15 protein-coding genes are annotated in these 21,114 nt (G+C 74.0%); 6 read left to right on the plus strand and 9 right to left on the minus strand.

Features of this window, described 5'->3' with window-relative positions; translation table 11 throughout:
- Positions 1–20: 20 nt before the first annotated feature.
- Entirely contained in the window at positions 21–956 is a 936-nt protein-coding gene (locus J2X64_RS03160) for a DNA-3-methyladenine glycosylase 2 family protein (RefSeq protein ID WP_310149473.1), read from the minus strand.
- A 125-nt stretch (positions 957–1,081) separates the two neighbouring features.
- On the opposite strand from J2X64_RS03160, the gene J2X64_RS03165 reads away from it, so the two are divergent.
- Positions 1,082–1,783, plus strand: a complete 702-nt coding sequence (locus J2X64_RS03165) for a DUF3105 domain-containing protein (protein ID WP_310149476.1) — start codon at positions 1,082–1,084, stop codon at positions 1,781–1,783.
- A 103-nt stretch (positions 1,784–1,886) separates the two neighbouring features.
- On the opposite strand, the gene J2X64_RS03170 is transcribed toward J2X64_RS03165, so the two are convergent.
- Genes J2X64_RS03170 through J2X64_RS03185 form a run of 4 tightly spaced genes read right to left on the minus strand, consistent with a single transcriptional unit; the run spans position 1,887 to position 6,753 of the window.
- On the minus strand, positions 1,887–2,762 hold the full coding sequence (locus J2X64_RS03170; protein WP_310149478.1) for a class I SAM-dependent methyltransferase: 876 nt from the start codon (positions 2,760–2,762) through the stop codon (positions 1,887–1,889).
- 9 nt (positions 2,763–2,771) lie between these two features.
- Positions 2,772–3,755 carry a lysylphosphatidylglycerol synthase domain-containing protein gene (locus J2X64_RS03175; protein WP_310149482.1) on the minus strand — a complete coding sequence of 328 codons (984 nt, stop codon included), beginning with the start codon at positions 3,753–3,755 and terminating at the stop codon, positions 2,772–2,774.
- The gene (locus J2X64_RS03180; RefSeq protein ID WP_310149484.1) at positions 3,755–5,677 is read right to left on the minus strand and encodes a glycosyltransferase family 4 protein; all 1,923 of its coding nucleotides are present in this window, start codon (positions 5,675–5,677) and stop codon (positions 3,755–3,757) included. Before J2X64_RS03180 ends, J2X64_RS03175 begins: the two co-directional genes overlap by 1 nt.
- Positions 5,674–6,753: a glycosyltransferase family 2 protein gene (locus J2X64_RS03185; protein ID WP_310149487.1), complete on the minus strand. Its 1,080-nt coding sequence runs from the start codon at positions 6,751–6,753 to the stop codon at positions 5,674–5,676. Before J2X64_RS03185 ends, J2X64_RS03180 begins: the two co-directional genes overlap by 4 nt.
- 73 nt (positions 6,754–6,826) lie before the next feature.
- Between J2X64_RS03185 and J2X64_RS03190 the strand changes: the two genes are divergently transcribed.
- Together J2X64_RS03190 and J2X64_RS03195 are read left to right on the plus strand one after the other, a co-directional pair.
- Positions 6,827–7,618: an inositol monophosphatase gene (locus J2X64_RS03190; RefSeq protein ID WP_310149490.1), complete on the plus strand. Its 792-nt coding sequence runs from the start codon at positions 6,827–6,829 to the stop codon at positions 7,616–7,618.
- 132 nt (positions 7,619–7,750) lie between these two features.
- Positions 7,751–9,922 carry a cell wall-binding repeat-containing protein gene (locus J2X64_RS03195; protein WP_310149493.1) on the plus strand — a complete coding sequence of 724 codons (2,172 nt, stop codon included), beginning with the start codon at positions 7,751–7,753 and terminating at the stop codon, positions 9,920–9,922.
- Positions 9,923–9,988: 66 nt separating this feature from the next.
- On the opposite strand, the gene J2X64_RS03200 is transcribed toward J2X64_RS03195, so the two are convergent.
- Positions 9,989–12,106 carry a hypothetical protein gene (locus tag J2X64_RS03200; protein ID WP_310149496.1) on the minus strand — a complete coding sequence of 706 codons (2,118 nt, stop codon included), beginning with the start codon at positions 12,104–12,106 and terminating at the stop codon, positions 9,989–9,991.
- Positions 12,107–12,139: 33 nt separating this feature from the next.
- Between J2X64_RS03200 and J2X64_RS03205 the strand changes: the two genes are divergently transcribed.
- Positions 12,140–12,892 (plus strand): TIGR03089 family protein, encoded by a 753-nt coding sequence (locus tag J2X64_RS03205; RefSeq protein WP_310149499.1) that lies wholly within the window; start codon positions 12,140–12,142, stop codon positions 12,890–12,892.
- A gap of 18 nt (positions 12,893–12,910) precedes the next feature.
- On the opposite strand, the gene J2X64_RS03210 is transcribed toward J2X64_RS03205, so the two are convergent.
- Complete coding sequence (locus J2X64_RS03210) at positions 12,911–14,383, minus strand: peptidoglycan-binding domain-containing protein (RefSeq protein ID WP_310149503.1); 1,473 nt, start codon at positions 14,381–14,383, stop codon at positions 12,911–12,913.
- A 292-nt stretch (positions 14,384–14,675) separates the two neighbouring features.
- Between J2X64_RS03210 and J2X64_RS03215 the strand changes: the two genes are divergently transcribed.
- Positions 14,676–15,455 carry a CoA transferase subunit A gene (locus J2X64_RS03215; protein ID WP_310149504.1) on the plus strand — a complete coding sequence of 260 codons (780 nt, stop codon included), beginning with the start codon at positions 14,676–14,678 and terminating at the stop codon, positions 15,453–15,455.
- A 1-nt stretch (position 15,456) separates the two neighbouring features.
- A complete protein-coding gene (locus tag J2X64_RS03220; RefSeq protein WP_310149508.1) occupies positions 15,457–16,098 on the plus strand; it encodes a CoA transferase subunit B in 642 nt (213 codons plus the stop codon).
- A gap of 106 nt (positions 16,099–16,204) precedes the next feature.
- Here the strand turns inward: J2X64_RS03220 and J2X64_RS03225 are convergent, their stop codons facing one another.
- Complete coding sequence (locus J2X64_RS03225; RefSeq protein WP_310149511.1) at positions 16,205–18,601, minus strand: cell wall-binding repeat-containing protein; 2,397 nt, start codon at positions 18,599–18,601, stop codon at positions 16,205–16,207.
- A 52-nt stretch (positions 18,602–18,653) separates the two neighbouring features.
- Positions 18,654–21,065, minus strand: a complete 2,412-nt coding sequence (locus J2X64_RS03230; protein ID WP_310149514.1) for a cell wall-binding repeat-containing protein — start codon at positions 21,063–21,065, stop codon at positions 18,654–18,656.
- Positions 21,066–21,114 lie beyond the last annotated feature (49 nt).

Below are 21,114 nucleotides of genomic sequence, written 5' to 3' on the forward strand. Positions count from 1 at the left end.
GGCCCGGGGGGAGGGCCGCGTCAGCGCTGGCGGTTGGGCAGGTGGGTCCGGGGCGCCATCCGGGGCCCGCGCCGGGGACGCATGGCGCCGCTCAGCTCGAGCAGGCGCTGCACCCGGAACCGGTGCCCGCGGTACGGCTCGAGCACCTCGGCCATCTCCTCGTCGCCGAGCGCCTCGCCGGTCAGCGCCCACGTGACGTTCTTGGCCACGTGGTAGTCGCCGAAGCTCACCGCGTCGGCGTCACCGAACGCGCGCTGGGCCGTCTCCGCCGCCGTCCACACCCCGATGCCGGGCACCGCCCGCAGCCGCCGCGAGGCCTCCGTCGTCGTCATCGCGGTGGCCTGCTCCAGCCGGCCGGCGACCTTGGCGGCCCGCACGGCCGTGCCCGACCGGGCGCCGTCGACCGAGGCCCGCAGCCACTCCCACGACGGGATGGCCGTCCAGCCCGCGGCGTCCGGCGCGACCCACAGCCGCCGGTCGGCCCCGGGCCCGGGCGCGCGCGACCCGAACCGCCGCACGAGCACGCGGTACCCGCCGAACGCCTCCTGCCCGGTCACCTTCTGCTCGATGGCGGCAGGCACGAGGGCGTGCAGGACCAGGCCCGACCGCGGGACGTGCCACGCGGCATACCGCCGGTGCGCCTGTGCCACCTGCGGGTGGTGCGCCACGAAGTCGCTGTCGTCGTCCTCGGCCCCGAGCAGGGACGGCACCTGCTCGAGCGCCCACGCTGCTCCGGGGCCCCAGGCCGTGGCGTGGACCTCCGCGAGGTCCGAGCGCTGCACCAGCCGCAGCGTCGCCGGACCGGCAGGCGTCGGCAGCCCCAGCCACCAGCCGTCGCCCCGGTCGGACTGGAACGTCGGGTCGCCGGCGCCACGGCGGAACGCCGCCACGACGAGCCCGACCGCCGTCGGGCGACCGGGCCGCCACACGCGGGTCGACTCGGCGGACGGGGACACCCGGCCATTCTCGCGCGTTGCCCCGACAGACCACCGGTCGCCCGGCAGCTCGCCGGACTCCGACCGGGCCACCGGGCAGGGACCGTAGACTCTGCGCGAACCGCCCCCGACTCCCCGAGGAACCCGTGAGCAACAAGCGAGCGAGCCAGGACCGCAAGGCCCGACTGGCCGAGATCCAACAGCAGCAGAAGGCCAAGGAGCGCAGGGTCGCCGGGATGATCATCGTCGGCTGCCTCGTGCTGCTGGCCGCCCTCGGTGGCGTCGTGCTGTTCGCGGTCAACGACGCCAAGGCGGGCCAGCTGCCGAACCTCGGGGCCTCCCTCGCGGCCGCCAAGTGCCAGCCGATCACCACCGACCCGAACACCGGCAGCGGCGAGCACGTCGGCCCCGGCACCAACAAGCCGGACGAGACGTCGGTGAAGTACGACACGGTCCCGCCGAGCCACGGCCCCCACTTCGCCACCCCGGACGTCAGCGGCCGCGACTTCTACACCGCCGCCGACCGGCCGCCGCTCGAGGTGCTGGTGCACAACCTCGAGCACGGCTACACGATCCTCTGGTACGACGGCACGAAGGTGAAGGACACCAAGCTGCTCAAGGAGATCGCCGACAAGGCGGACAAGCAGCCCGAGGCCTCCGGCAAGTTCAAGGTGGTCGAGTGGGACGCCAGCCGCGGCGCGTTCCCGGCCGGCACGCCGTACGCCCTGTCGCACTGGGCCTCCGACGCCGGTCACCGCCAGATGTGCGGCGACCTGTCCGGCAAGGCCGTGATGGACTTCATCACCAAGTACCCGAAGGACAACACCCAAGAGCCCGGCGCGGCCTGACGCCGCCCGGCACGGCGTGACGCCGGCCCCGCGCCACCCGGCGCGAGAGCCGCACCACGACCGACACGAGGGCCGCCCGCAACCCGCGGGCGGCCCTCGTGCGTCAGCGGGCCTGGCGCCGGCGGAAGGTCAGCAGGATGAAGGTGTAGTCCAGGTCGACCCGGTCCCAGTGGACGGGCCGCTCGGCGTGCGACAGCGCGTCCGACGTCGACAGGTCGCCGACCAGCTCGAGGCCGGCGGCGTCGGCCATCGAGACGAGGGCGCTGATGTCCGCCGGTCCGAAGATCTTCACCGGCGTGCCGTATGCCGTGCGGCCGGTGGTGTCGGGCGGGTCCTGGTCGTAGTCGGTCGAGACGCAGAGCACCCCGCCGGGACGCAGCACCCGCGCGCTCTCGCGCAGGAAGCCCTCCAGCGGCACGCCGTGCTCGATGACGGACATGCAGGTGATGGCGTCGAGCGAGCCGTCCGGCAGGCCCGTCGCGGTGACGTCGCCGTGCCGGAACACCACGCCGTCGCGGCGCACCTCGTCGCCGAACTCGAGGTTGATGCCGAGGAGCGAGTCGGGGGCGTCGCCCAGCCCGTAGAGCCGCAGCCACGGCAGGACGGGCGAGTAGCGCGCGCTCCCGGCGTCCATGACCCGCGCCGTGCGCGAGCCGTCGTCGGCCAGGGTGAGGACGGCGCCCACCGCACCCAGGGCGTCCCAGTTCTTCGGGGCGTCGCGGTGCAGCGGCAGCCGCAGGTGCCTGCCCTCGGCCACGGCGCGCTCCCAGTCGGCGGCGGTCCGCAGGACCGCGGTCGGGGGGACCGACCGCGGGACGGGGCGGTTGGCGGCATACCCGCGCCGGGCCTCTGCCCGGCGCTGGACGGCGACACGCGCCCACAGGACGTGCTCGGCGGCCCGCTTGGCGACGGCGAGCAGGGGTCCCCCGGGCGGCGCGGCGACCTGGCCCGAGGCGGCGGCCTCGTCTGGAGTCGTCATTGGCGCAACCTATCGTTCCCGGTCCTCGGGCACGACGACGTGCTCCGCCACCCGCTCCTCGCGCGAGGTCAGCAGGTGGTGCGAGCGGGCGTACGCCCAGCCGACGAGTGCGAAGAGGACGTCGGCCATCACGGTGAGGAACCGCGAGATCACGACCACTGCCGTCGCGGCCGAGGTCGAGGTGACGGGTCCGAGGATGAGCACGAGCAGCCCCTCGCGGACCCCGACACCCGCGGGCAGCAGGACGCTGAACATCGCGAGCGAGGACGCCAGGGCGAAGCCGCTGAGGGTCCCGAGCAGGAGCTTGCCGCCGTCGTACCCGCTGCTCGTGGCCCGCGCCAGCACCAGGACGTGGGATCCGGAGGCGACCCACGCGCCGATGAACAGGGCGCTGGAGGTGAGGACGGCGCGGCCGGACAGGGTGTGCTCGAGCGGCTCGCGGCGCAGGACGCGCAGCACCAGGGCGATGCCCCAGTTGAGCAGCCGCGGGTAGAGCACGACGGCGAGCAGCGGCACGACGAGCAGGAGGAACCAGCCGGTGGTCGCCGCTCCCCCGCCGAGGCCGAGGAGCAGCGGCAGCGCGGGGAGCCCGACGATGAGCCCGCAGATCGCGGCGAGTGCGACGCTGACGAACGCGACCACGGCCGAGCGGCGCCGCGGGATCTCCAGCCGCGCGCCCATCTCGGCCTGCGCGACGATGCTCCAGACGGCGCCGGGCAGGTACTTGCCGAGCTGGCCGACGAAGAACACGCCGCCGGCCGGCGCCACGTGCAGGGGGGTGCCGAGGTCGGCGAGCAGCACCCGCCACCCCAGCATGGTCAGGACCGGGGGGATGCAGACGAGCAGGGCAGCGAGCGCGAACGTGCCGCCGTCGATGCGGTCGATGTCCTCCGACACCTCGGCCCAGTTGCGGGCGACGGCGAGCGAGACGGCCGCGACCACCAGCAGGGCGAGGGCGATCCGCAGGACGGTGAACACCCGGGCGCGCGTCATCAGCGCCGCCTCAGGGTCAGGCGCAGCAGGCTGTATGCCGCGTCGGTGCGCCGCGAGGTGCCGCTGGCTCGCCGCATGCGCTCGGTGATGTCGCCGTCGAGGTCGCCCACGAGGACGAAGCCGAGGTCGTGCGCGCGGGCCAGGACACCGCGGACGTCGGCCGGGCCGAGCGCCCCGTCGGCGCCCGGGTGGCCGATCGGCAGGGTGAGGCAGAGCAGGCCGCCGGAGCGCAGCGCCCACGACGCCTGGCTCATGGCCTCGTCGACGTCGTCGGCGTCGCAGCCGCCGGGGTGGAGCCGCACGATGACGTCGAGCGAGGCGGTGTCGACGTCGAGCACCTCGACGCTGGAGCGCGGTCCGGTGAGCTCGAGCTCCACCGGCGCGAAGCCGATCGCCCGGGCCCAGCGGGACAGGGGCGAGCGGCTGCCGCTCTCGTCGACGATGACCGCGCTGCGCCGGCCGTCGTCGCGCACGCGCACGATCGCGGCGAGTGTGCCGAGGGCCGCCCACGCGGCGATGCCGTCGGAGCACCGCGGCAGGCCGAGCGCGCGGGCGAAGGCCTTGGCGTCGTCGGCGTCCTGGGCGTCGGCGAGGACGTCGGAGGGGCGGATCCAGTCGGGCAGGTCGGTGGGGCCGACCTCGACGTCGGGCCGGGCTGCGGCCACGAGCCCGCGGACCCCGGTCGCGAGCCGTCGGCCGAGCCGGCCGGCGACCGCGGCGGCGCCGGTCTCGCGCGGCTCGTCCTCGTCCGTGGAGTCGGGCTCGGCTGCCGGCTCGACGCTCGCGAGCGCCTCGATGGCACCGAGGTAGCGCGCCCAGGGCCCGGACAGGTCCGGCGGCCGCACGGCCGACCGGAGCTGCTCGGCATACCCGGGCTCGGCGAGGCGGCGCAGCGCGCCGACGAGGGCCTCGCGGTCGTTGGGGGGCACGACGAGCCCGTCGACCCCGTCGCGCACCTGGCGGCCGAAGCCGGCCACGTCGGTGGCGAGCACGGGCAGGCCGTGCCGCTGGCCGAGCAGGGCGTTCTGCGACGCGGTGGCGCTGCGGTAGGTCAGGGTGAGGACGTCGTGGCCGGCCAGCAGCGGCGCGAGCCGCTCGGCGGGCACGTAGCCGCCGTGGACCTCGACCCGGCCGCGCAGCCGCGGGTCGGCGGCGAGCTGCTTGACCCGGTCACCGGCGGCGCCCCACATCTCCCCGGCGACGGTGAGGGTGGGGCCCGGGACCTCGGCGAGCGCCTCGAGGAGGAGGTCGACGCCCTTGTACTCGCGCACCAGCCCGAGGGCGAGCAGGCGTGGCGGGCCGTCGTGCTCGGGCCGGTCGACGGGCGGGCCGCCGGGCAGGTGCGGCGGCAGCTCGGCGACGCTGACGTGCGGGGCGTGCAGCTCGCGGGCCAGGCGGGCCTGGTCCTCGCTGTGCACCAGCACCGCGTCGACCCGCTCGAGGAACTGCTGCATGAGCTCCCGGTCGCCGACGTGGGGCTCGTGCGGCAGGACGTTGTGCGCGATCACCACGGTGCGAGGGTGCCCGGGACCACGGCCGGGACCACGGGGGGCCCGGCGGCGACCGACGCCGGCGGCGCGCAGCAGCGCCAGGTGTGCCGGGACGACGGCCGGGATGACGTGCACGACGAGCACGACGTCGAACGAGCGCAGCCGGCGTCCGGTGCGCACCCACGTGTCGGGGCGCGCCCAGCTCAGGGCGCGGACGGTGCGCGGGAACGGCTCCACGTCGGGGGCGCCGCCGGGGACAGCCTGCTCACCGGGGTAGAGCCGGCTGGGGTACAGGTGCGACCACGAGACCAGGGTGACGTCGTGCCCGGCGTCAGCGAGCTCGTGCGCGAGGCTCGTCGTGTGGGCGGCGACCCCGCCCTTGTACGGGTGGGTCGGACCGACGACCGCGACCTTGAGCGACGCCGTGCTCACACACCCGCCCGCGAGCGCACGACCAGGTCGGACAGCAGCGCCAGCGACCCGATCATGATGCCGCTGACGATCAGCAGCACGGTGCTCGCCGGGAAGTAGAACGGGTGCCGGACCATGTCGACCACGGCCTTGACGACGCCGATCACCAGCATCCACAGCGCCGGCGGCATGAGGACCTTGAGCGGGTCGAAGTACATGACCATGCGCAGGACCTGCAGGATGTAGCGGTAGGCGTCGCGCACGAAGTGGAACTTGCTCTCGCCCGCCCGCTTGGCGTAGCTCGTCGGCACGTACTTGATGTCGTGCTGGTTGGACAGGAACGCCAGGGTGATCGTCGTGACGCAGCTGAACCCGGGCGGCAGCAGCCGCAGGTACGGCAGCGACACCTCGCGCCGGAACGCGCGCAGGCCGGAGTTCAGGTCGGGGATCGTCTGGTTCGTGAGCTTCTCCGCGATCTTGCGGATGAGCCACTTCGCCGGGACGCGGGCCCACTTGTGCGTGCCCTCCTCGGTGGTGCGGGCGCCGACGACCTGGTCGTAGGTCGGGTCGTCGCGCAGGATCCGCACGAGCTCGGGGATGCGCTCGTTCTCGTAGGTCATGTCGGCGTCGGTCCAGACCACGATCTCGCCGTACGCCTGCTGGGTGCCGATCCGCCGGGCCGTCCCGCTGCCGCCGTTGCGACGGAACGGCATCACCCGGATGTTGGGGTACTCGGCGGCCGCCCGGTGCAGCACCTCGAGGGTGTCGTCGGTCGACGCGTCATCGATGCACAGCAGCTCGTACGTCAGCTCGCTGACGTCCATCGCCGCGGTGATCCGCTCGATCTCGCGCATGACGTGCCGGCCCTCGTTGTAGCAGGGCAGCACGATGGTGACGTACGGCCTCGCCGCGTCGTCGCCGGGCGCGCGGGTGGCCACCTCCGTGGCCGGCAGGTATGCCGCGTCGGCCGGGTGCACCGGCACGTCACCGTGTGCCGGGGCGGCCGGGGTCGTCGTCGACGGGTCGGACAGGCCGGTGCTGATGACCTCGGTCGCCGGGCTCTCGGGCACCGGGAAGGTCTGGGTAGGTTCGCTCATCTCGTCCGCGAGCCTACCGGCCGGGGCCCGCCCCGAGTTCGTGCGGCGCGGCGCGGTGTGGAACGGTGGGTCCGTGGACACCGACGAGGTGCTGGACCTGCTCAAGACCGTGGCCGCCGAGGTCATCACCCCCCGCTTCCGGTCGCTGGCCGACGGCGAGGTGATGGAGAAGAACCCGGGCGACCTCGTCACGGTCGCCGACCAGGAGTCCGAGGCGATCCTCACGCGCGAGCTCTCCGCGGCATACCCGGACGCCTTCGTCCTCGGCGAGGAGCGGACGGCCACCGACCCCACGGCGATCAGCCGGTTCGTCGCAGCCGACCACGCCTTCACCGTCGACCCGGTCGACGGCACCAAGAACTTCGTCCACGGCTCCCCCGACCACGCGGTGATGGTCAGTGAGGTCAAGGGCGGCGAGACCGTGCGCGGCTGGATCTGGCAGCCCGAGCACGAGGTCGGCTGGGTCGCCGAGAAGGGCGCCGGCGTCTACCGCAACGGCCGCCGCGTCACCCGCGAGCCGGTCGCCGACGACGTCGCCCCCCACGGCGTCACCTCGATCTGGCCGCTGCGCGGGCACAGCCTGGGCGACCTGCCCGCCCTCACCGGGTCGTGGGTCTGCTGCGGCGTGGACTACCCGCGCCTCATCGAGGGCGCGACCGACTACATCCTCTATGCGCGCAACAGCCCCTGGGACCACTCCCCCGGCTCGCTCATGGTGCGCGAGGCCGGCGGCACCGTGGGTCACCCCGACGGCACGCCCTACTCCCCCTCCGCCATGACCCCCGGCATCATCGTGGCCGCCGACCGGGGCACGTATGCCGCCGTGCGCCGGCTCGCCGCGGACGCCTTCGCGCGCCGCGGCTGACCGCACGGGCCCGGCGCCTCGGTGGCGGAGATCCGCCGTTAGCGGAATGCCGCACAACGGCACGAACCTCTCGTGGCCGCCCCTAGCATGAGCACGCTCTGCCCACGGGGGGCAGCATCTTCAGGGGAGACCATGACCAGGACCACTGGACTGTGCGCGCCGTCGTCGCGTCGAAGGACAGCCACCACCACGGGGGCGGTCGTCGCCCTCACCACCGCCCTCGGGCTCACCGTCGCCACCGGCGGCCCGGCCCAGGCGGCCGACGGCATCTGGGACATCACCAGCGTCGCGCTGCCGTGGACGCCGGCCACCAGCACCGACGGGGAGATCTCCTTCGCGCTGGTCGACAACGCCGACGCCAAGAACTCCGAGGTCGTCTCCTACACGCGTGGCGGCAGCGCCGTGCAGTACGCCTCGCGGTTCAACGCCAAGGACCTCGCCTGGGGTCCCGCCGGCGACCAGCTGCTCACCGTCCCGGCGGGCGGCTTCACCACGACGACCATCTCTCCGACGCCGCTGGAGCGGGTCTCCCAGATCAGCCGGCCCACCCCGAGCCTGTGGTCGCCCTACGGCGACAGCACGGTCGGGGCGACCGGGAGCGCCGGGTCGTACCAGGCCCGGGCGCAGTGGGTCGCCCGCAACACCAGCGACGCGCTCACCCCCACCCAGGCGACCAGCCCCGGCGCCGGCGCCGTGGGACCGCTGGGCAACCGCACCGTCGTGGTCATGAAGGACTCGGGCGGCAACACCGACCTCGGCGTCGTCGTCACCGGCTTCCCGCGCCAGGGCAACGCCGCCAACAACCGGCCGTCCGCCGCACCCACGGCGCTCGGCTACGCCTCCCTCGCCCCGCACGACCCGGTGGTCTCCAATGACGGGACGCTCGCGTTCGTCGGCACCAGCACCGACGGACCCGCCGTCTTCGTGGACGAGGGCAAGGGTGCAGTCGCCGTCGCCCAGCTCGGCGAGGACTGCGCCGGAACGCAGCGTCCGGCCTTCGCCCCCAGCGGCAAGTCGCTGGCGTACGTGGCGTCGTCCGGCGGCTGCACGGCCAGCGTGCTGCACGTCCTGGACAAGGCCGGCAACTCCTTCGTCGGCGGGACCGACGCCACCGTCGTCGCCAGCACCGCGCTGGACACGACCACCGTCACCCACCACTTCGCCAACGCCTCGTGGCGCGCGAAGACCCCGAAGGCCGCCAACACGCGCCTCGGTGGGCGCGACCGCATCGCGACCGGCATCGCCGTCTCGCAGCACGGCTACCCGACGGGCACCGACGGCGCGATCATCGCCAGCGCCGAGTCGTTCCCGGACGCGCTCGTCGCGGGTCCGCTCTCCGGCGCCGCGGGCTACCCGCTGCTTGTCACCGGCAAGTCGTCGCTGGACAGCCGCGTGCTGGCCGAGCTCAAGCGGCTCATGCCCACGGCGAACAGCCGGTTCGTCTTCATCGTCGGCGGCACCGGTTCGGTGTCCGACGCCGTCCGGAAGACGTTGGAGGCCAACGGGTTCCAGGTCGTCCGCCTCGCCGGGCGCGACCGCTTCGAGACCAGCGTCGCGGTGGCAAGGAACCTCGACGACGGGTACTCCGGCAGCACCAGCCCGCGCACGACGGCCGTGCTCGCCGACGGGATGAACTTCCCCGACGCGCTGTCGGCGGGTCCTGTCGCCACGCAGTTCTACGGCCCGGTCCTGCTCACCAACAAGACCTCGGTCCCCACGTCGGTGAAGAGCTACGTCAACGGTCGCACGAACATCCGCACCGTCCACGCCATCGGCGGGAACGCCGCCAAGGCCGTCGGGGTCTTCGGTGGTCGTGCCGGTGAGCGAATCGTCGGCAAGGACCGGTTCGACACCAGCGCCAAGGTGGCCCAGCGGTTCTTCGCGGACGCGCTCACGGTGGGCTACGCGAACGGGATGACCTTCCCCGACGCCCTCACCGGTGGCGCGCTGATGAGCGCGATGTGGGAGCCGCTGATGCTGGTCCAGGCCGGCAGCACCCCGGCGCCGGTGTCGAGCATGGCGAACCTGTACCGCCCGACCACCGACGAGGTCCTCACCTTCGGCGGCTCGGCCGTCGTGTCCGACGCGGTGCGGGGCGCGCTGGCGACCGCGGCCGGCACCCAGACCGCCGTCTGGGGCCCGGACACCGCCTGGGACGACAACCCGTACTACCCGGCCACCTCGGCGGCAGCACGGAGCCTGCAGGCCAAGCCGGGCAAGGTCGGCTCCTCCCGGCTGGGGACGTCGCGGCTGGGCGCGGACCAGGTCCGCCCGCAGTTCGACCCGCGGAGCACCGTGCGCTGACCTGCGAGCCCGAGAGGCCGACGGCCGTCCCCGCACCCGCGGGGGCGGCCGTCGCCGTCTGCGGGCTCAGCCGTCGAGCCGGACGAGCCAGACCAGCAGCGGCAGGTCGACCAGGTCGTCGGGCCGGCGCTCCAGCAGCCGCGCGTCCTCGCGGACCGTGGTGTCCACCGCCTTGGTCCCGGTCGTCAGCCCGAGGTCCGTGAGGGCCTTCGGGCCGTCGGCGGCCACGAGGACCAGGCGGCCACCGCGGGCCCGCACCGCTGACGCGACCTGCGACAGGGTCGAGCGCAGCCGTGGCGGGTCCTGGCGCAGGGCGGTCGTCATCGACAGGGCCGGCACCCCGCAGTAGCCGCGCAGCACCTGCGGCCACTCGTTGGCCGCGCGGGAGTCGACCATGATCGCCACGTCGCCGGGCTGCATCGCCGAGCACACCGCGTCGACCGCGGTCAGCTCCCCCTGCTCGACCTGCTCGTCGCGGTGCGGCCAGGTCGCCAGGGCCGCCGGGACGACGAGCGCCACCGCCACGAGCAGGCTGGTGGCGACGTTCACGGCATACGGCAGGCGCCGGGTGGACCACCGCGACACCACCGCGGCGCACGCCACGGTGAGCAGCACGACCGTCGGGAGCGCGATCACGAGGCGCCGGTCGGCCCACGGGTGGTCGGGGGTGATGCCCGGCCGGTAGAGGGTGAGGAGCGTGGACCCCACCCCCACCACGGCCGGACCGGTCCATGCCGGCAGCTCGCGCCCGTCCACCCAGGACGACGCGGCCCGGTGGGCGAGGACGGCGGTGGCGACCAGGGCCAGCACCAGGGCCACGGGCCCGAGCCACCACGACATCCAGACGACCGACTGCTCCGCGTAGGTGCGGCCCCCGTCGACGGGGAGCCCCTGGCGCGCCTGGAGGCCGGCGACCACCCGTGACCCGGGGTCGGCGGCGGACTGCCGCACCGTCTGCCACAGGGGCCGCGAGGCGAGGAAGGCCCCGACGAGCAGGAAGGCGCCGGTCAGCGCCCGGGGCAGCCACGCGGTCACGAGGGTGCCGAGGGACCAGCCGCGGCGCGCGCCGGCGACGAGCACGGCACCCGCGACCCCGACGACCATGGCCAGGGCGACCAGCGGGAGGAGCGAGCCGGCGATGCTGCCGAGGTACTCGGACGACGTCAGCCACGTCAGGCCGAACGCGACGGCCGAGGCGGCGAGCGCGCTCACGACGAGGGCCCGGGCCCACACCTGCCGCTGGGCGCCGGCGAGCGCGGCCACGACGACGAGCAGGACCACCTCGCGCAGGGCGTCCACGCGCACGACGATGCTGCCACCGAGCAGCACGCCCGCGACGACGGCGGCACGTCGCGACGCGGCTGCGTCCCCCGCAGTGCCCGACCGCGCCGCCATGGTGAGCGCCACGAGCGCGGCGCCGAGGGCCGGCAGCGCGACCGGCTCGGAGTAGGTCGACCGCGCGACGTGCAGGAGCGGGAAGAGCAGGGTGGTGGCGAGCGCGGCGAGCGGTCCCCACCGCGGGCCGACGAGCAGCGAGCCCAGCAGCCCGACCGCGAGCACGGTCACCCCGAACAACGCCGCCGCGAGCCAGAACGCCGCGTCCGCGCCGCCCAGCCACCAGGCGACGGAGTACCAGGCGCTGGGGCCGATCGGGAACTGCGGCTGGATCGTCGGTGAGGTCGGCGACCCCACGGAGTAGAAGGCGGGGCTCGCCAGCGTGACGCCGGGCAGCCGCAGGACGCCGGCACCACCGACGGACCGGGCCGGCACGTCGATGGGACGGGCGTGCCCGGCCGCCAGCTGGATCGCGGACTGCAGGTAGGAGCCGGAGTCCCGGCGGGGCAGCACCTGCTCGGAGTGCGTCGAGCCGGCCCACACGGTCGCGCCCACGCACACGAGCAGCAGCAGCGCCGTTGACCACACGGGCAGCGGGCGGGCCGGGACCATCGCGGCGACCCGAGCCGCCACGGCGAGCAGGACGAGCAGGACGAGTCCGGCCACCCACGGCTGCCACCACCCGAGCAGGGCGAGGACACCGGCGGCGACCGCGCCGAGGACGAGCCACGAGGCGACCCCGACCACGATGCGGGAGACGAGCAGGCCGCCCCACGCCTCACCCCGCAGCAGGGGCAGGTCGCCGGGGTCGGGGGTGTACGGGTAGCTGCGGGGCGCGCGGCTGCTCACAACCCGCAACGCTAGCGCCCCTAGGGTGGCAGCATGCCGACCCCGTCCGACGTCCTGGCCACGATGCTCCGCACGGACCCCGGCCGCCCACGCATCACCTGCTACGACGACACCCCCGGCCCGACCGCCGGTGAGCGGATCGAGCTGAGCGCCAAGGTGCTGGGCAACTGGGTGAGCAAGGCAGCCAACGCGCTGCAGGAGGAGTGGGACCTCGGGGTCGGCTCGACCGTGCGCCTCGACCTGCCGGCGCACTGGCGCTCCCTCTACTGGGCCCTGGCCACGTGGTCGGTCGGCGCCACCGTGGTCCTCGGGGCCGGGGCCGGTGCCGGCTCACCGGCCGACGCGGGTGCGACGCCCGTCGACCTCCTCGTCACCGACGACGCGGAGGCAGCCGCGGCGGCGGACGGCCCGGCCGTCCTCGTGACCCTGGCGGCGCTCGCCCGGCAGTCCGGGGAGCCCGTACCCGCCGACGCCATGGACGAGGCCAGGGAGCTGTCGACCTACGGCGACCAGTTCGCGGCCTGGGACGAGGCCGGGGAGCAGGACCCGGCGGTGCGGACGGCCGCCGGCACCACGGCGTACGAGGACGTCGTGCCCCGGCGCGACTGGCCGGCGCAGGTCCGCGTGCACGTGGCCGGCGACGACCTCGCCGAGCTGCTCGAGGTGGCGCTGGCCGCGTGGGCGGTCGACGGCTCCGTCGTCCTGTCACGGGGACCCGGGGGCGCCGCCGGGCGGGCCGCCCGACTGGAGTCCGAGGGCGTCACCCTCGACCTCGCCGGCGCCTAGCCGACTCCCGGCTGCGTCCTACCGGGAGCGCAGCTCGGCCTCGAGCGCCTGCCAGGTCAGCGTCCCGACCGACCCCGTGCGCGCGAGCTTGGAGCGACCCTGCAGCGCCTTGACCGCGGAGACCACCGACAGGTCGTAGGACCCCGAGGCCGGGATCCGCAGCGCCCGCTGGAGGGCGGTCACCGCAGGCCCCGTCGAGCCGAGCCGCAGGACGCGGCCGTAGTAGGCCTTGAACGGGTAGTCGCGCGTCTCGAGCGCGGTCCAGACGGCCGGGTCCGCGACGCCGGTGGCCTTGAGCCGGGCCGACTTCTGGAAGGTCGAGACGGCGCTGGCCGTGCGAGCCCCGTAGTCCCCGTCCACCGCGAGGCCGCCGAGCGCCCGCTGCAGCGCCTTGACCGCCTCGCCGCGCGAGCCGGACCGGAGCACGGTGCCGAGGTAGGGGGTGTATGCCGTCGCGGCCGACGGGTTCACGACCGTCCGCATCAGGGGTACCCGGGTGCTGCTCGGCGAGGAGGTCGCCCCGCCGGTGACGGGTGGGGTGGTCCCGCCGGTGGCGGGCGACCCCTCGGTGGAGGGCGGGACCGGGCTGCTCGCGACCGGGCGGGCGGGCACCAGCTTGAGGGCGATCATCCGCGTCCACGTGGCCGCGTCCAGGACGCCGGTGACGGGGAGCTTCTGCGCCTTCTGCCAGGCGGTGAGGGCGGCCAGGGTCTTGGGCCCGAAGACCCCGTCGGCGGTGACCTTGAGCGCCTTCTGGGCGAGGGCGACGTCGGGCCCGGTCGCGCCCTGGGACAGGACGCCGTAGACCGTCCCCTGCCCCGTCGTCGGGGGCGGCGTGGTCGGCGTCGTCGACAGGGGCGTGCCGCTGCGGGTGCCGGCGACGGTGAGCGCCTTGCCGGTCCACCAGGAGGTACGGCCGTAGGCGCCGTCCCAGGAGAACGAGAAGTGGATGTGGTCGGTGTGCGGGGCGGAGCCGGTGTAGGGCGCCCAGCCGCGGCCCGGGTCGTAGGCGCGCCACATCTTGCGGTTCCAGATGATGTACATGATCCCGAAGCGGCGGGCCATGGCCCCGGGACGGCCCTGGGCGTCCGGCGCGGACAGCCACTGGGTCACCGAGTCGGCCACGGCCTTCTGGGTGGGGTTGTTGACGCTGAGCATCCAGTCGAGCGCGCGGCCCTCGGAGTGCTCGGTGACCCCGCTGTTGCAGTTGCGGCCGATGCCGTACGAGGTGGTGGTCACCGAGGCGTAGTGGCTCTTGAGCAGGTCGCCGAACTTCACGACGTAGGGCTTCGCGGTCGGGTCGCAGGTGGTCTGGCCGACGTACGGCTCGGCGATGTCGAGGGCCGACGGGAGGGCCTTGCTCGGGGGCGGCGGGATCGTCACGGTCGCAGCCGGCAGCACCGACGCGCTCACCGACGCCGCGGCGAGCGGGAGGGTGACGGCGGGGATGGTGACCGCACCGATGGCGCGGACCGCGTAGGACGCTCGCACTGGCTGACGCTCCGGGAGGCTCGTGCCGCAGGGATGGTGCGGCGGGTCTGACGGGGGCACCCGGTTGTGTCGTGCAACCGGGCCAGACATTTGTCCCAGCAGTTCACAGCCGTCACAAGCCCGTCGTGCGAACTACAGACGTGGAACTCCTCCTTTCATCAGCCGTTCGGACGATGCAGCCCGGCGCTCGACCGGTCGCTGCTGCGGGGTGTGGCCGGGCCACGCGCTTCCGGCCGGACGGTGGGGAGGCGCCACGCAGGACGCCCCGCACCGGCCCACTAGAGTCCACGCCATGGACAAAGTCGTCTCCACTGCTGCCGAGGCCATCGACGGGATCGTCGACGGCTCCTCCCTGTCGGTGGGCGGTTTCGGGCTCTGCGGCATCCCGAGCGTGCTCATCGCGGCGATCCACGATGCGGGGGTGAGCGACCTCGAGGCGATCAGCAACAACTGTGGCGTCGACGACTGGGGGCTCGGGATCCTGCTCAAGGACAAGCGGATCCGCCGGATGGTCTCCTCCTACGTCGGGGAGAACAAGGAGTTCGAGCGCCAGTACCTCCACGGCGAGCTCGAGGTCGAGCTCACGCCCCAGGGCACCCTGGCCGAGCGGCTGCGGGCCGGCGGCTCCGGCATCCCGGCGTTCTACACCGTGACCGGTGCCGGCACCCAGGTCGCCGAGGGCGGCCTGCCGTGGAAGTACGACGCCGAGGGCAACGTCGTCACGCAGTCGCCGCGCAAGGAGACCAAGGTCTTCACGGTCGACGGCGAGGACAAGGAGTTCGTCCTCGAGCACGCGATCGTCGCCGACTTCGGCCTGGTCCGCGCGTGGAAGGGCGACCGGCACGGCAACCTCGTCTTCAACAAGTCCGCCCGCAACTTCAACCCCCTCGCCGCGATGGCCGGCCGGGTCACGGTCGCCGAGGTCGAGGAGCTCGTCGAGCCCGGCGAGCTGGACCCCGACACGATCCACCTGCCCGGCATCTACGTGCACCGCGTGCTGCCGCTGACCCCGGAGCAGGCCGCCGAGAAGCGGATCGAGCGCCGCACCGTCCGACCCAAGCAGGAGGCCTGACATGGCACTCACCCGTGAGCAGATGGCGGCCCGCGCCGCCCGCGAGCTGTCCGACGGCTCGTACGTCAACCTCGGCATCGGCCTGCCGACCCTCGTGCCGAACTACGTCCCCGACGACGTCGAGATCGTCCTGCAGTCCGAGAACGGCATCCTCGGCGTCGGCGCCTACCCGGTGGAGGGGGAGGAGGACCCCGACCTCATCAACGCCGGCAAGGAGACCGTCACCCTGCGGCGCGGGTCCTCGTTCTTCGACTCCGCCACGTCCTTCGGGATGATCCGCGGTGGCAAGGTCGACGCGGCCATCCTCGGCGCCATGCAGGTGTCCGCCAAGGGCGACATCGCCAACTGGATGATCCCCGGCAAGATGGTCAAGGGCATGGGCGGCGCGATGGACCTGGTCCACGGCGCCAAGAAGGTCATCGTCCTGATGGAGCACAACGCCAAGGACGGCTCGTACAAGATCGTCGACGAGTGCTCGCTGCCCTACACCGGCCGCGGCGTCGTCCAGCGGATCATCACCGACCTGTGCGTCTTCGACGTCACCGACGACGGCCTCGTCCTGCGCGAGCTCGCCGAGGGGGTCACCGAGGACGAGGTGCGCGAGCGGACCGAGCCCACGTTCGCCGTGGACCTCACGCAGTAGGACGGACCTCACGCAGTAGCCCACTCCAGCGGTGACCCGGCCCGGCCGGTGCTGACCCGACGACGAAGGGGCCCGGACGCTGCGTCCGGGCCCCTTCGTCGTCGGGTCAGCTGTTGGCTGCCGCCGTGAGGGCCGACGCGGCGAGCGATCCGGTGCCGCCGACGGCGGTGACCGTCTCGAGGGCCGGGGTCGTCTCCAGCGTCTGCGCCGCCGCCTCCACCAGCGAGTACTTCGCCGTGAGCACGATGAGCCGCTGCAGCGTCCCTGCCACCAGCGAGTCCACGAGGGACGTGTCGGCGCCGGACGTCAGCACGACCTCGGACCGCGTCGGCATGTACGGCCGGTAGAACGACGCCACCGCGGCCGAGGAGCCGTAGCGGTCCGCGCCGGCGAGCCGGATCGGCTTGACCCCCATGGCCGCCAGCTGGCTCTGCACCGTCGAGGAGACGACCGCCGTGCCGCCGACGATCCGGGACTGCGTGGCCCCGATCGCGGTGATGGCCGCGCTCGTCGACGGGGTGAGGGTGTTCGCCTGGGTGAGCAGGATCGGCTCCTTGAGCGCGGAGGCCGGGCCTGAGGCACCGAGGGCGTCGACGAGGCCGTCGCCGCCAGCGACGACCACGGTCGGCGTCGACCGCTTGGCGCGGATCGCCTTGGCCACCAGGGCCGAGGTCTCGTACCGGTCGCGGCCACCGAGGCGTGTGACGGCCAGCCCGCGGTTGCGCAGCTGGGTCTCCACGGCCGAGGAGACGACGCCCGTCCCACCGACGATGTATGCCGTCTTGACGGCCGAGCCGCGCCGGTTCAGCTCGGCGACGGTGGCTGCGGGCAGCTGCCCCTGCTGGGTGAGCAGCAGCGGGCCGCCGACCGTCGTGGCCAGCGGGCCGGAGACGGAGGCGTCGGAGAGGGTGGTGTCCCCACCGGCGATGACGACGGCCGGGGCCGAGAGGGGCACCCGCGAGGCGACCGCGGTCGCGGAGGCGTACCGGTCCGAGCCGGCGAGCCGCCCGGTGAGGTGACGGATCATCGTGGAGTTGAGCGCACTGGAGTACGCCGAGCCGCTTGCTGCGATGCCGCGCATGCGGTCGCCGGTGATCGTGCTGGTCTGGCCCGTGCTCGAGGTGGCCACGGCGGTGTGGACGCCGCCGTTGACGGTCCGGTCGCGCAGGTCGAGCCGCTGGACGTCCGGCAGCCCGAAGGCAGCGGCCATGGAGGAGCCGTTCGTGGTCTGCTTCCACGCCCGGAGCGGGTTCGAGGGACGCAGGCTCCACGGGTCGGACACGCCGCGCAGGTAGGGCAGCGGTGTCCCGCCCCAGACGTCCTCGTTGTTCTCGGTGCGACCGCCGGACGAGGAGGAGAAGAAGGCCTGGATGATGCTGCCGCCGTACGTGGCGACGTAGCCGGTCGTGGTCGAGCCGCTGGCGCGGACGGCGTTCTTCCAGTTCTGCCAGTACGGGGCGTTGCCGTTGCTCAGGACGGTCGAGTACCCGCCGTACACCTGGTCCATCGTGGTGTCGAAGACGTGGCAGTTGCAGGACGACTGCACCTTGCCGCCGAGCCGGTTGTACTTGGCCAGGACGTATCCACGAGCCGCCGCGGCCTGCGCCTTGAGGGCCTCCACGTTCCAGGACCACGGGCTCTCGGCGATGTAGTCGAGGTACTCGTCGTGCACGATCACCTGGTTCACCACGTTCATCGTCGTCGACGACTTCGGGGTGATGATGAGGGCGCCGTCGCGGTACTGCCCGCCGCCGATCTTCACGAGGGTCTTGTCGCCCGTGTACGGCGCGTGGTCCCAGTTGAGGACCGCCTGCGCACCGGTCAGGGAGGTCACCGCGCAGGTCGAGCAGGTCGCCTTGACGACACCGCCCGCCACCGAGAAGGCGACGGTGGTGGGAGTGGCCGACGTCATCGTCCCGCCCCCGAGGGTCAGGGTGAACCCGCCTCCTCCGTTCCCGGACGTGACGGGACTGGTCGTCGCGCTGGCGTTGGTGGCGCCGTAGACGATGTTGACGTTGACCCACATGTCGTCGGGGACCGCGGAGTAGGACGTGCCGGTGTAGTAGTGGTTCAGGATCTGCGCGGCCTTGTAGCCGTCCTTGGCCATCTCGTAGGCGCCGTACTGGCTCATGCCGATGCCGTGGCCCCAGCCGGCGCCGTGCAGCACCCACCCGGGGGTCGCGGCGGCGCTGGCCGTTGCCGTGGTGGTGCTGTCGGTCGCGGTCCGCGACGACGTCATCGGCGACAGGCTGGTCGTGCCCCGCGGCACGGCCTGGCCGGTGCCGTCGGGGACGGCCGAGGCCCCGCCGGGGGGACCGACCGGGCGGGCCTGGTCGGCGCCCCACTCGGGACCAGGGGTCCCACCGGCGGCGAAGGCACCGGACGGGACCGCGATCCCGACCAGCCCGACGGCCACGGCGGCGACCAGGCCCGAGCGCAGGGCGCGCCGGGTGGAGCCGCCACGACGCCGGGGGCGTGGCGGGACGACGGAGGTTCGTCGCACGGCAGTACTTCCTTTCGGGGACCGGCGGGAGCCGGGTGCGGAGGTCAGGGTCTCACTGCAGGACCGCGCGCTGGGCGCGACCCGCCACGAGGTCGTTCAGCACTCCGGTGCCGCCGAGCACGGTGACCGAGGTGAGGTCGGGGGCCGCGTCGAGCCAGGCAGCCGTCGTCGAGGGCATGGTCGTCGCCATGGCGTACAGCGTGATCCGGCCGAACTGGCCGCCGGACAGCGTGTCGACCAGTGCGGCCGGCTGGCCCGAGGACAGCAGGACGGAGGATGCGGGGACGAGCCCCCGGGCCCACGACGCGACGGCGGTGCCCGTGGCATACCGGTCGGCGCCGGCGACGCGGCGCGGTCCGGGCAGCGCCCGCAGGACCGAGTCGGGGACCACGCCCGACCCACCGGCTACGACCGAGCGCTTGGCGCCCACGCGGGTGAGCGCCCACCGGGTCTCGGCGGGGACCGTCGTGGCCGACACGAGCAGGACGGGACGCTTCAGCGCGGCTCCGGGGCCGGAGAGCACGAGCCCGTCGGCCATCGACGGCTGGTTCCCCGACGCCACGAGCACGTCGGGGCTGGGGCCGATCCGCGACGCGACGCCCGCCGCGGTGTCGAAGCGGTTGCGCCCCGCCACCCGGTCGATGGTGGTGACGCCCAGCGATCGCAGCTGCGTCTCGACCGTGGTCGAGATGACCCCGGTCCCGCCGACGATGTATGCCGTCGTGGCGCCCCGGCGGCGGAGGTCGGAGGAGACGACCGAGGGCAGCGAGCCCTGGGCGGTGAGGAGCATCGCCGCACCCTTGGCGGACGCGAGGGGCGCCGACACGAGGGCGTCGGCCATGCTCGCGTCGTCGCCGCTCGCGAGGACGACGCTGCGGCTCGTCGGGTTGGCCGCGCGGGCCACGAGCACCGCAGTCTCGTACCGGTCGGAGCCGCCGATGCGCGGCGGGCAGTAGCCGGGAGGCGACCCCGGCGTCGCGAGCACGCGCACCCGGGCCGTGTAGGGCGGCACCGAGTTGATGGTGCCGGTGCCGGCGCTCGCCGAGACGCTGACGTCGTAGTCGCCGGGTGGGGCGAACGCGCCGCCGGCGAGCCTGCCGTCCCACGAGGCGCTCAGGCCGGCCGTGGTGGCCGAGCCGCGGGCCGTGGCCAGGACGTCGGTCCGGCACACGCTGCGCACCTGCAGGGTCCAGGTCATGCTGCGGTTCGGGGTGGCGCGCACGGTCGTGGTGACGGGTTGGCCGTAGCTCCACTGCGTGACGTCGATCCGCGGGTTGAAGAACGCGGCGCCCATGAGGGAGACCCCCGCGGTGCGGATCGACCCCAGCCGGGCGTAGAGGGCGTTGCCCGGGCACTCGGTGTCGTTGGGGGCGCCGTCGGCGTCGCGGTGCCCCGAGACCGTGGAGATCGCGCGGCTCATGCCGGTGAGGGTCACCGTGGCCGCCGGGTTCACGTGGGCGAGGCTGAGCTTCCAGGCGAAGAGCCGGTTGAACGCGGCCATCATGGCCGAGGACGGCGTCGCGGTGTTGAAGGTGCCGATGGCGGCCGCGCCGAACAGCTGGGAGTTGTACCCGCCGGTGTGCGCGCCGATGACCGGCAGGTCGACTCCCCCGGCCCGGCCCTCCCACGTGCGGCCGAAGCGGTCGATGAGGAAGTTGTAGCCGATGTCGCTCCAGCCCCGGGAGCCGGTGTGGAAGGCGTAGATGCCGCGGATGATCGCCGGCACCTGGGCCGCGGTGTAGTTGTTGGCGTTGACCGTGTGGTGGACGAAGCCGGCCTTGATCGTGCCGTACTCGGGCACGCCGGTCCGCTTGCTCTCGTCGGCGCCCCACTGGGCCCGGGTGTAGATCGTGGGCCGGGTGCCGGCAGCCTGCGCGGCCCCACCGGTGGACGGGGGCTGGTCCGCGGCCGACGTCGAAGGATCGATGACGTCGAGGCGCACGTCCCGGGGTGCGCGGGTGGCGCCGGTGAGCACGCGCACCTGCACGGCGTCCGAGGTCACGACGTACGGGTCGGTGCCGCCGCGCTGGCGGCGCCCCTCGGCGGTGTCCGGGTCGGGGCCGTGGTCGGCATCGCTCACCATGGTCGTCCACTGGCCCCAGCGACCGTGGTCCTGGACGCGGTACTCCACCTGGTCCCCTGGGCGCACGGAGCCCTCGGGCCAGGTGACGCCGACGACGTGCAGCCGGCCGCGAGTCGGCTGGGCGGCCGTCTCGAGCCCTGCCCTGGGGGCGGTGGACCGGCGGGTCCGGTGTCCCTGGTCGTCGACCTGCGGGGTGCCCGCGGCGTCGCGGACCCCCGCTGCGCTCATCGGCGCGAGGCCCACCTGGCGGTCCTGGCTCGCCACCGGGTGCGGCACCGCCTGGGCCGACGGCGGCCGGGTGCTCAGCACGGCCCCGGTGAGGACGAGGCTGGTCGTGAGGGTCGTGACGGACAGGGCACGCAGGCGCAGCGGCAGTCTCATGGAGAGGTCCAGACGGTGGTCTCGGCAGGCAGGCAGCCCGTCCAGAGTC

It is taken from the genome of Phycicoccus sp. 3266, assembly GCF_031456495.1.
Taxonomy (GTDB): domain Bacteria; phylum Actinomycetota; class Actinomycetes; order Actinomycetales; family Dermatophilaceae; genus Pedococcus.

Excerpts from the sequence above, each read along its gene's own strand:
- J2X64_RS03215 (WP_310149504.1), top strand. The coding sequence starts at position 14,676 with ATGGACAAAGTCGTCTCCACTGCTGCCGAGGCCATCGACGGGATCGTC.
- J2X64_RS03195 (WP_310149493.1), top strand. The coding sequence starts at position 7,751 with ATGACCAGGACCACTGGACTGTGCGCGCCGTCGTCGCGTCGAAGGACA.
- J2X64_RS03175 (WP_310149482.1), bottom strand. The coding sequence starts at position 3,755 with ATGACGCGCGCCCGGGTGTTCACCGTCCTGCGGATCGCCCTCGCCCTG.
- J2X64_RS03185 (WP_310149487.1), bottom strand. The coding sequence starts at position 6,753 with ATGAGCGAACCTACCCAGACCTTCCCGGTGCCCGAGAGCCCGGCGACC.
- J2X64_RS03205 (WP_310149499.1), top strand. The coding sequence starts at position 12,140 with ATGCCGACCCCGTCCGACGTCCTGGCCACGATGCTCCGCACGGACCCC.
- J2X64_RS03230 (WP_310149514.1), bottom strand. The coding sequence starts at position 21,065 with ATGAGACTGCCGCTGCGCCTGCGTGCCCTGTCCGTCACGACCCTCACG.
- J2X64_RS03170 (WP_310149478.1), bottom strand. The coding sequence starts at position 2,762 with ATGACGACTCCAGACGAGGCCGCCGCCTCGGGCCAGGTCGCCGCGCCG.
- J2X64_RS03220 (WP_310149508.1), top strand. The coding sequence starts at position 15,457 with ATGGCACTCACCCGTGAGCAGATGGCGGCCCGCGCCGCCCGCGAGCTG.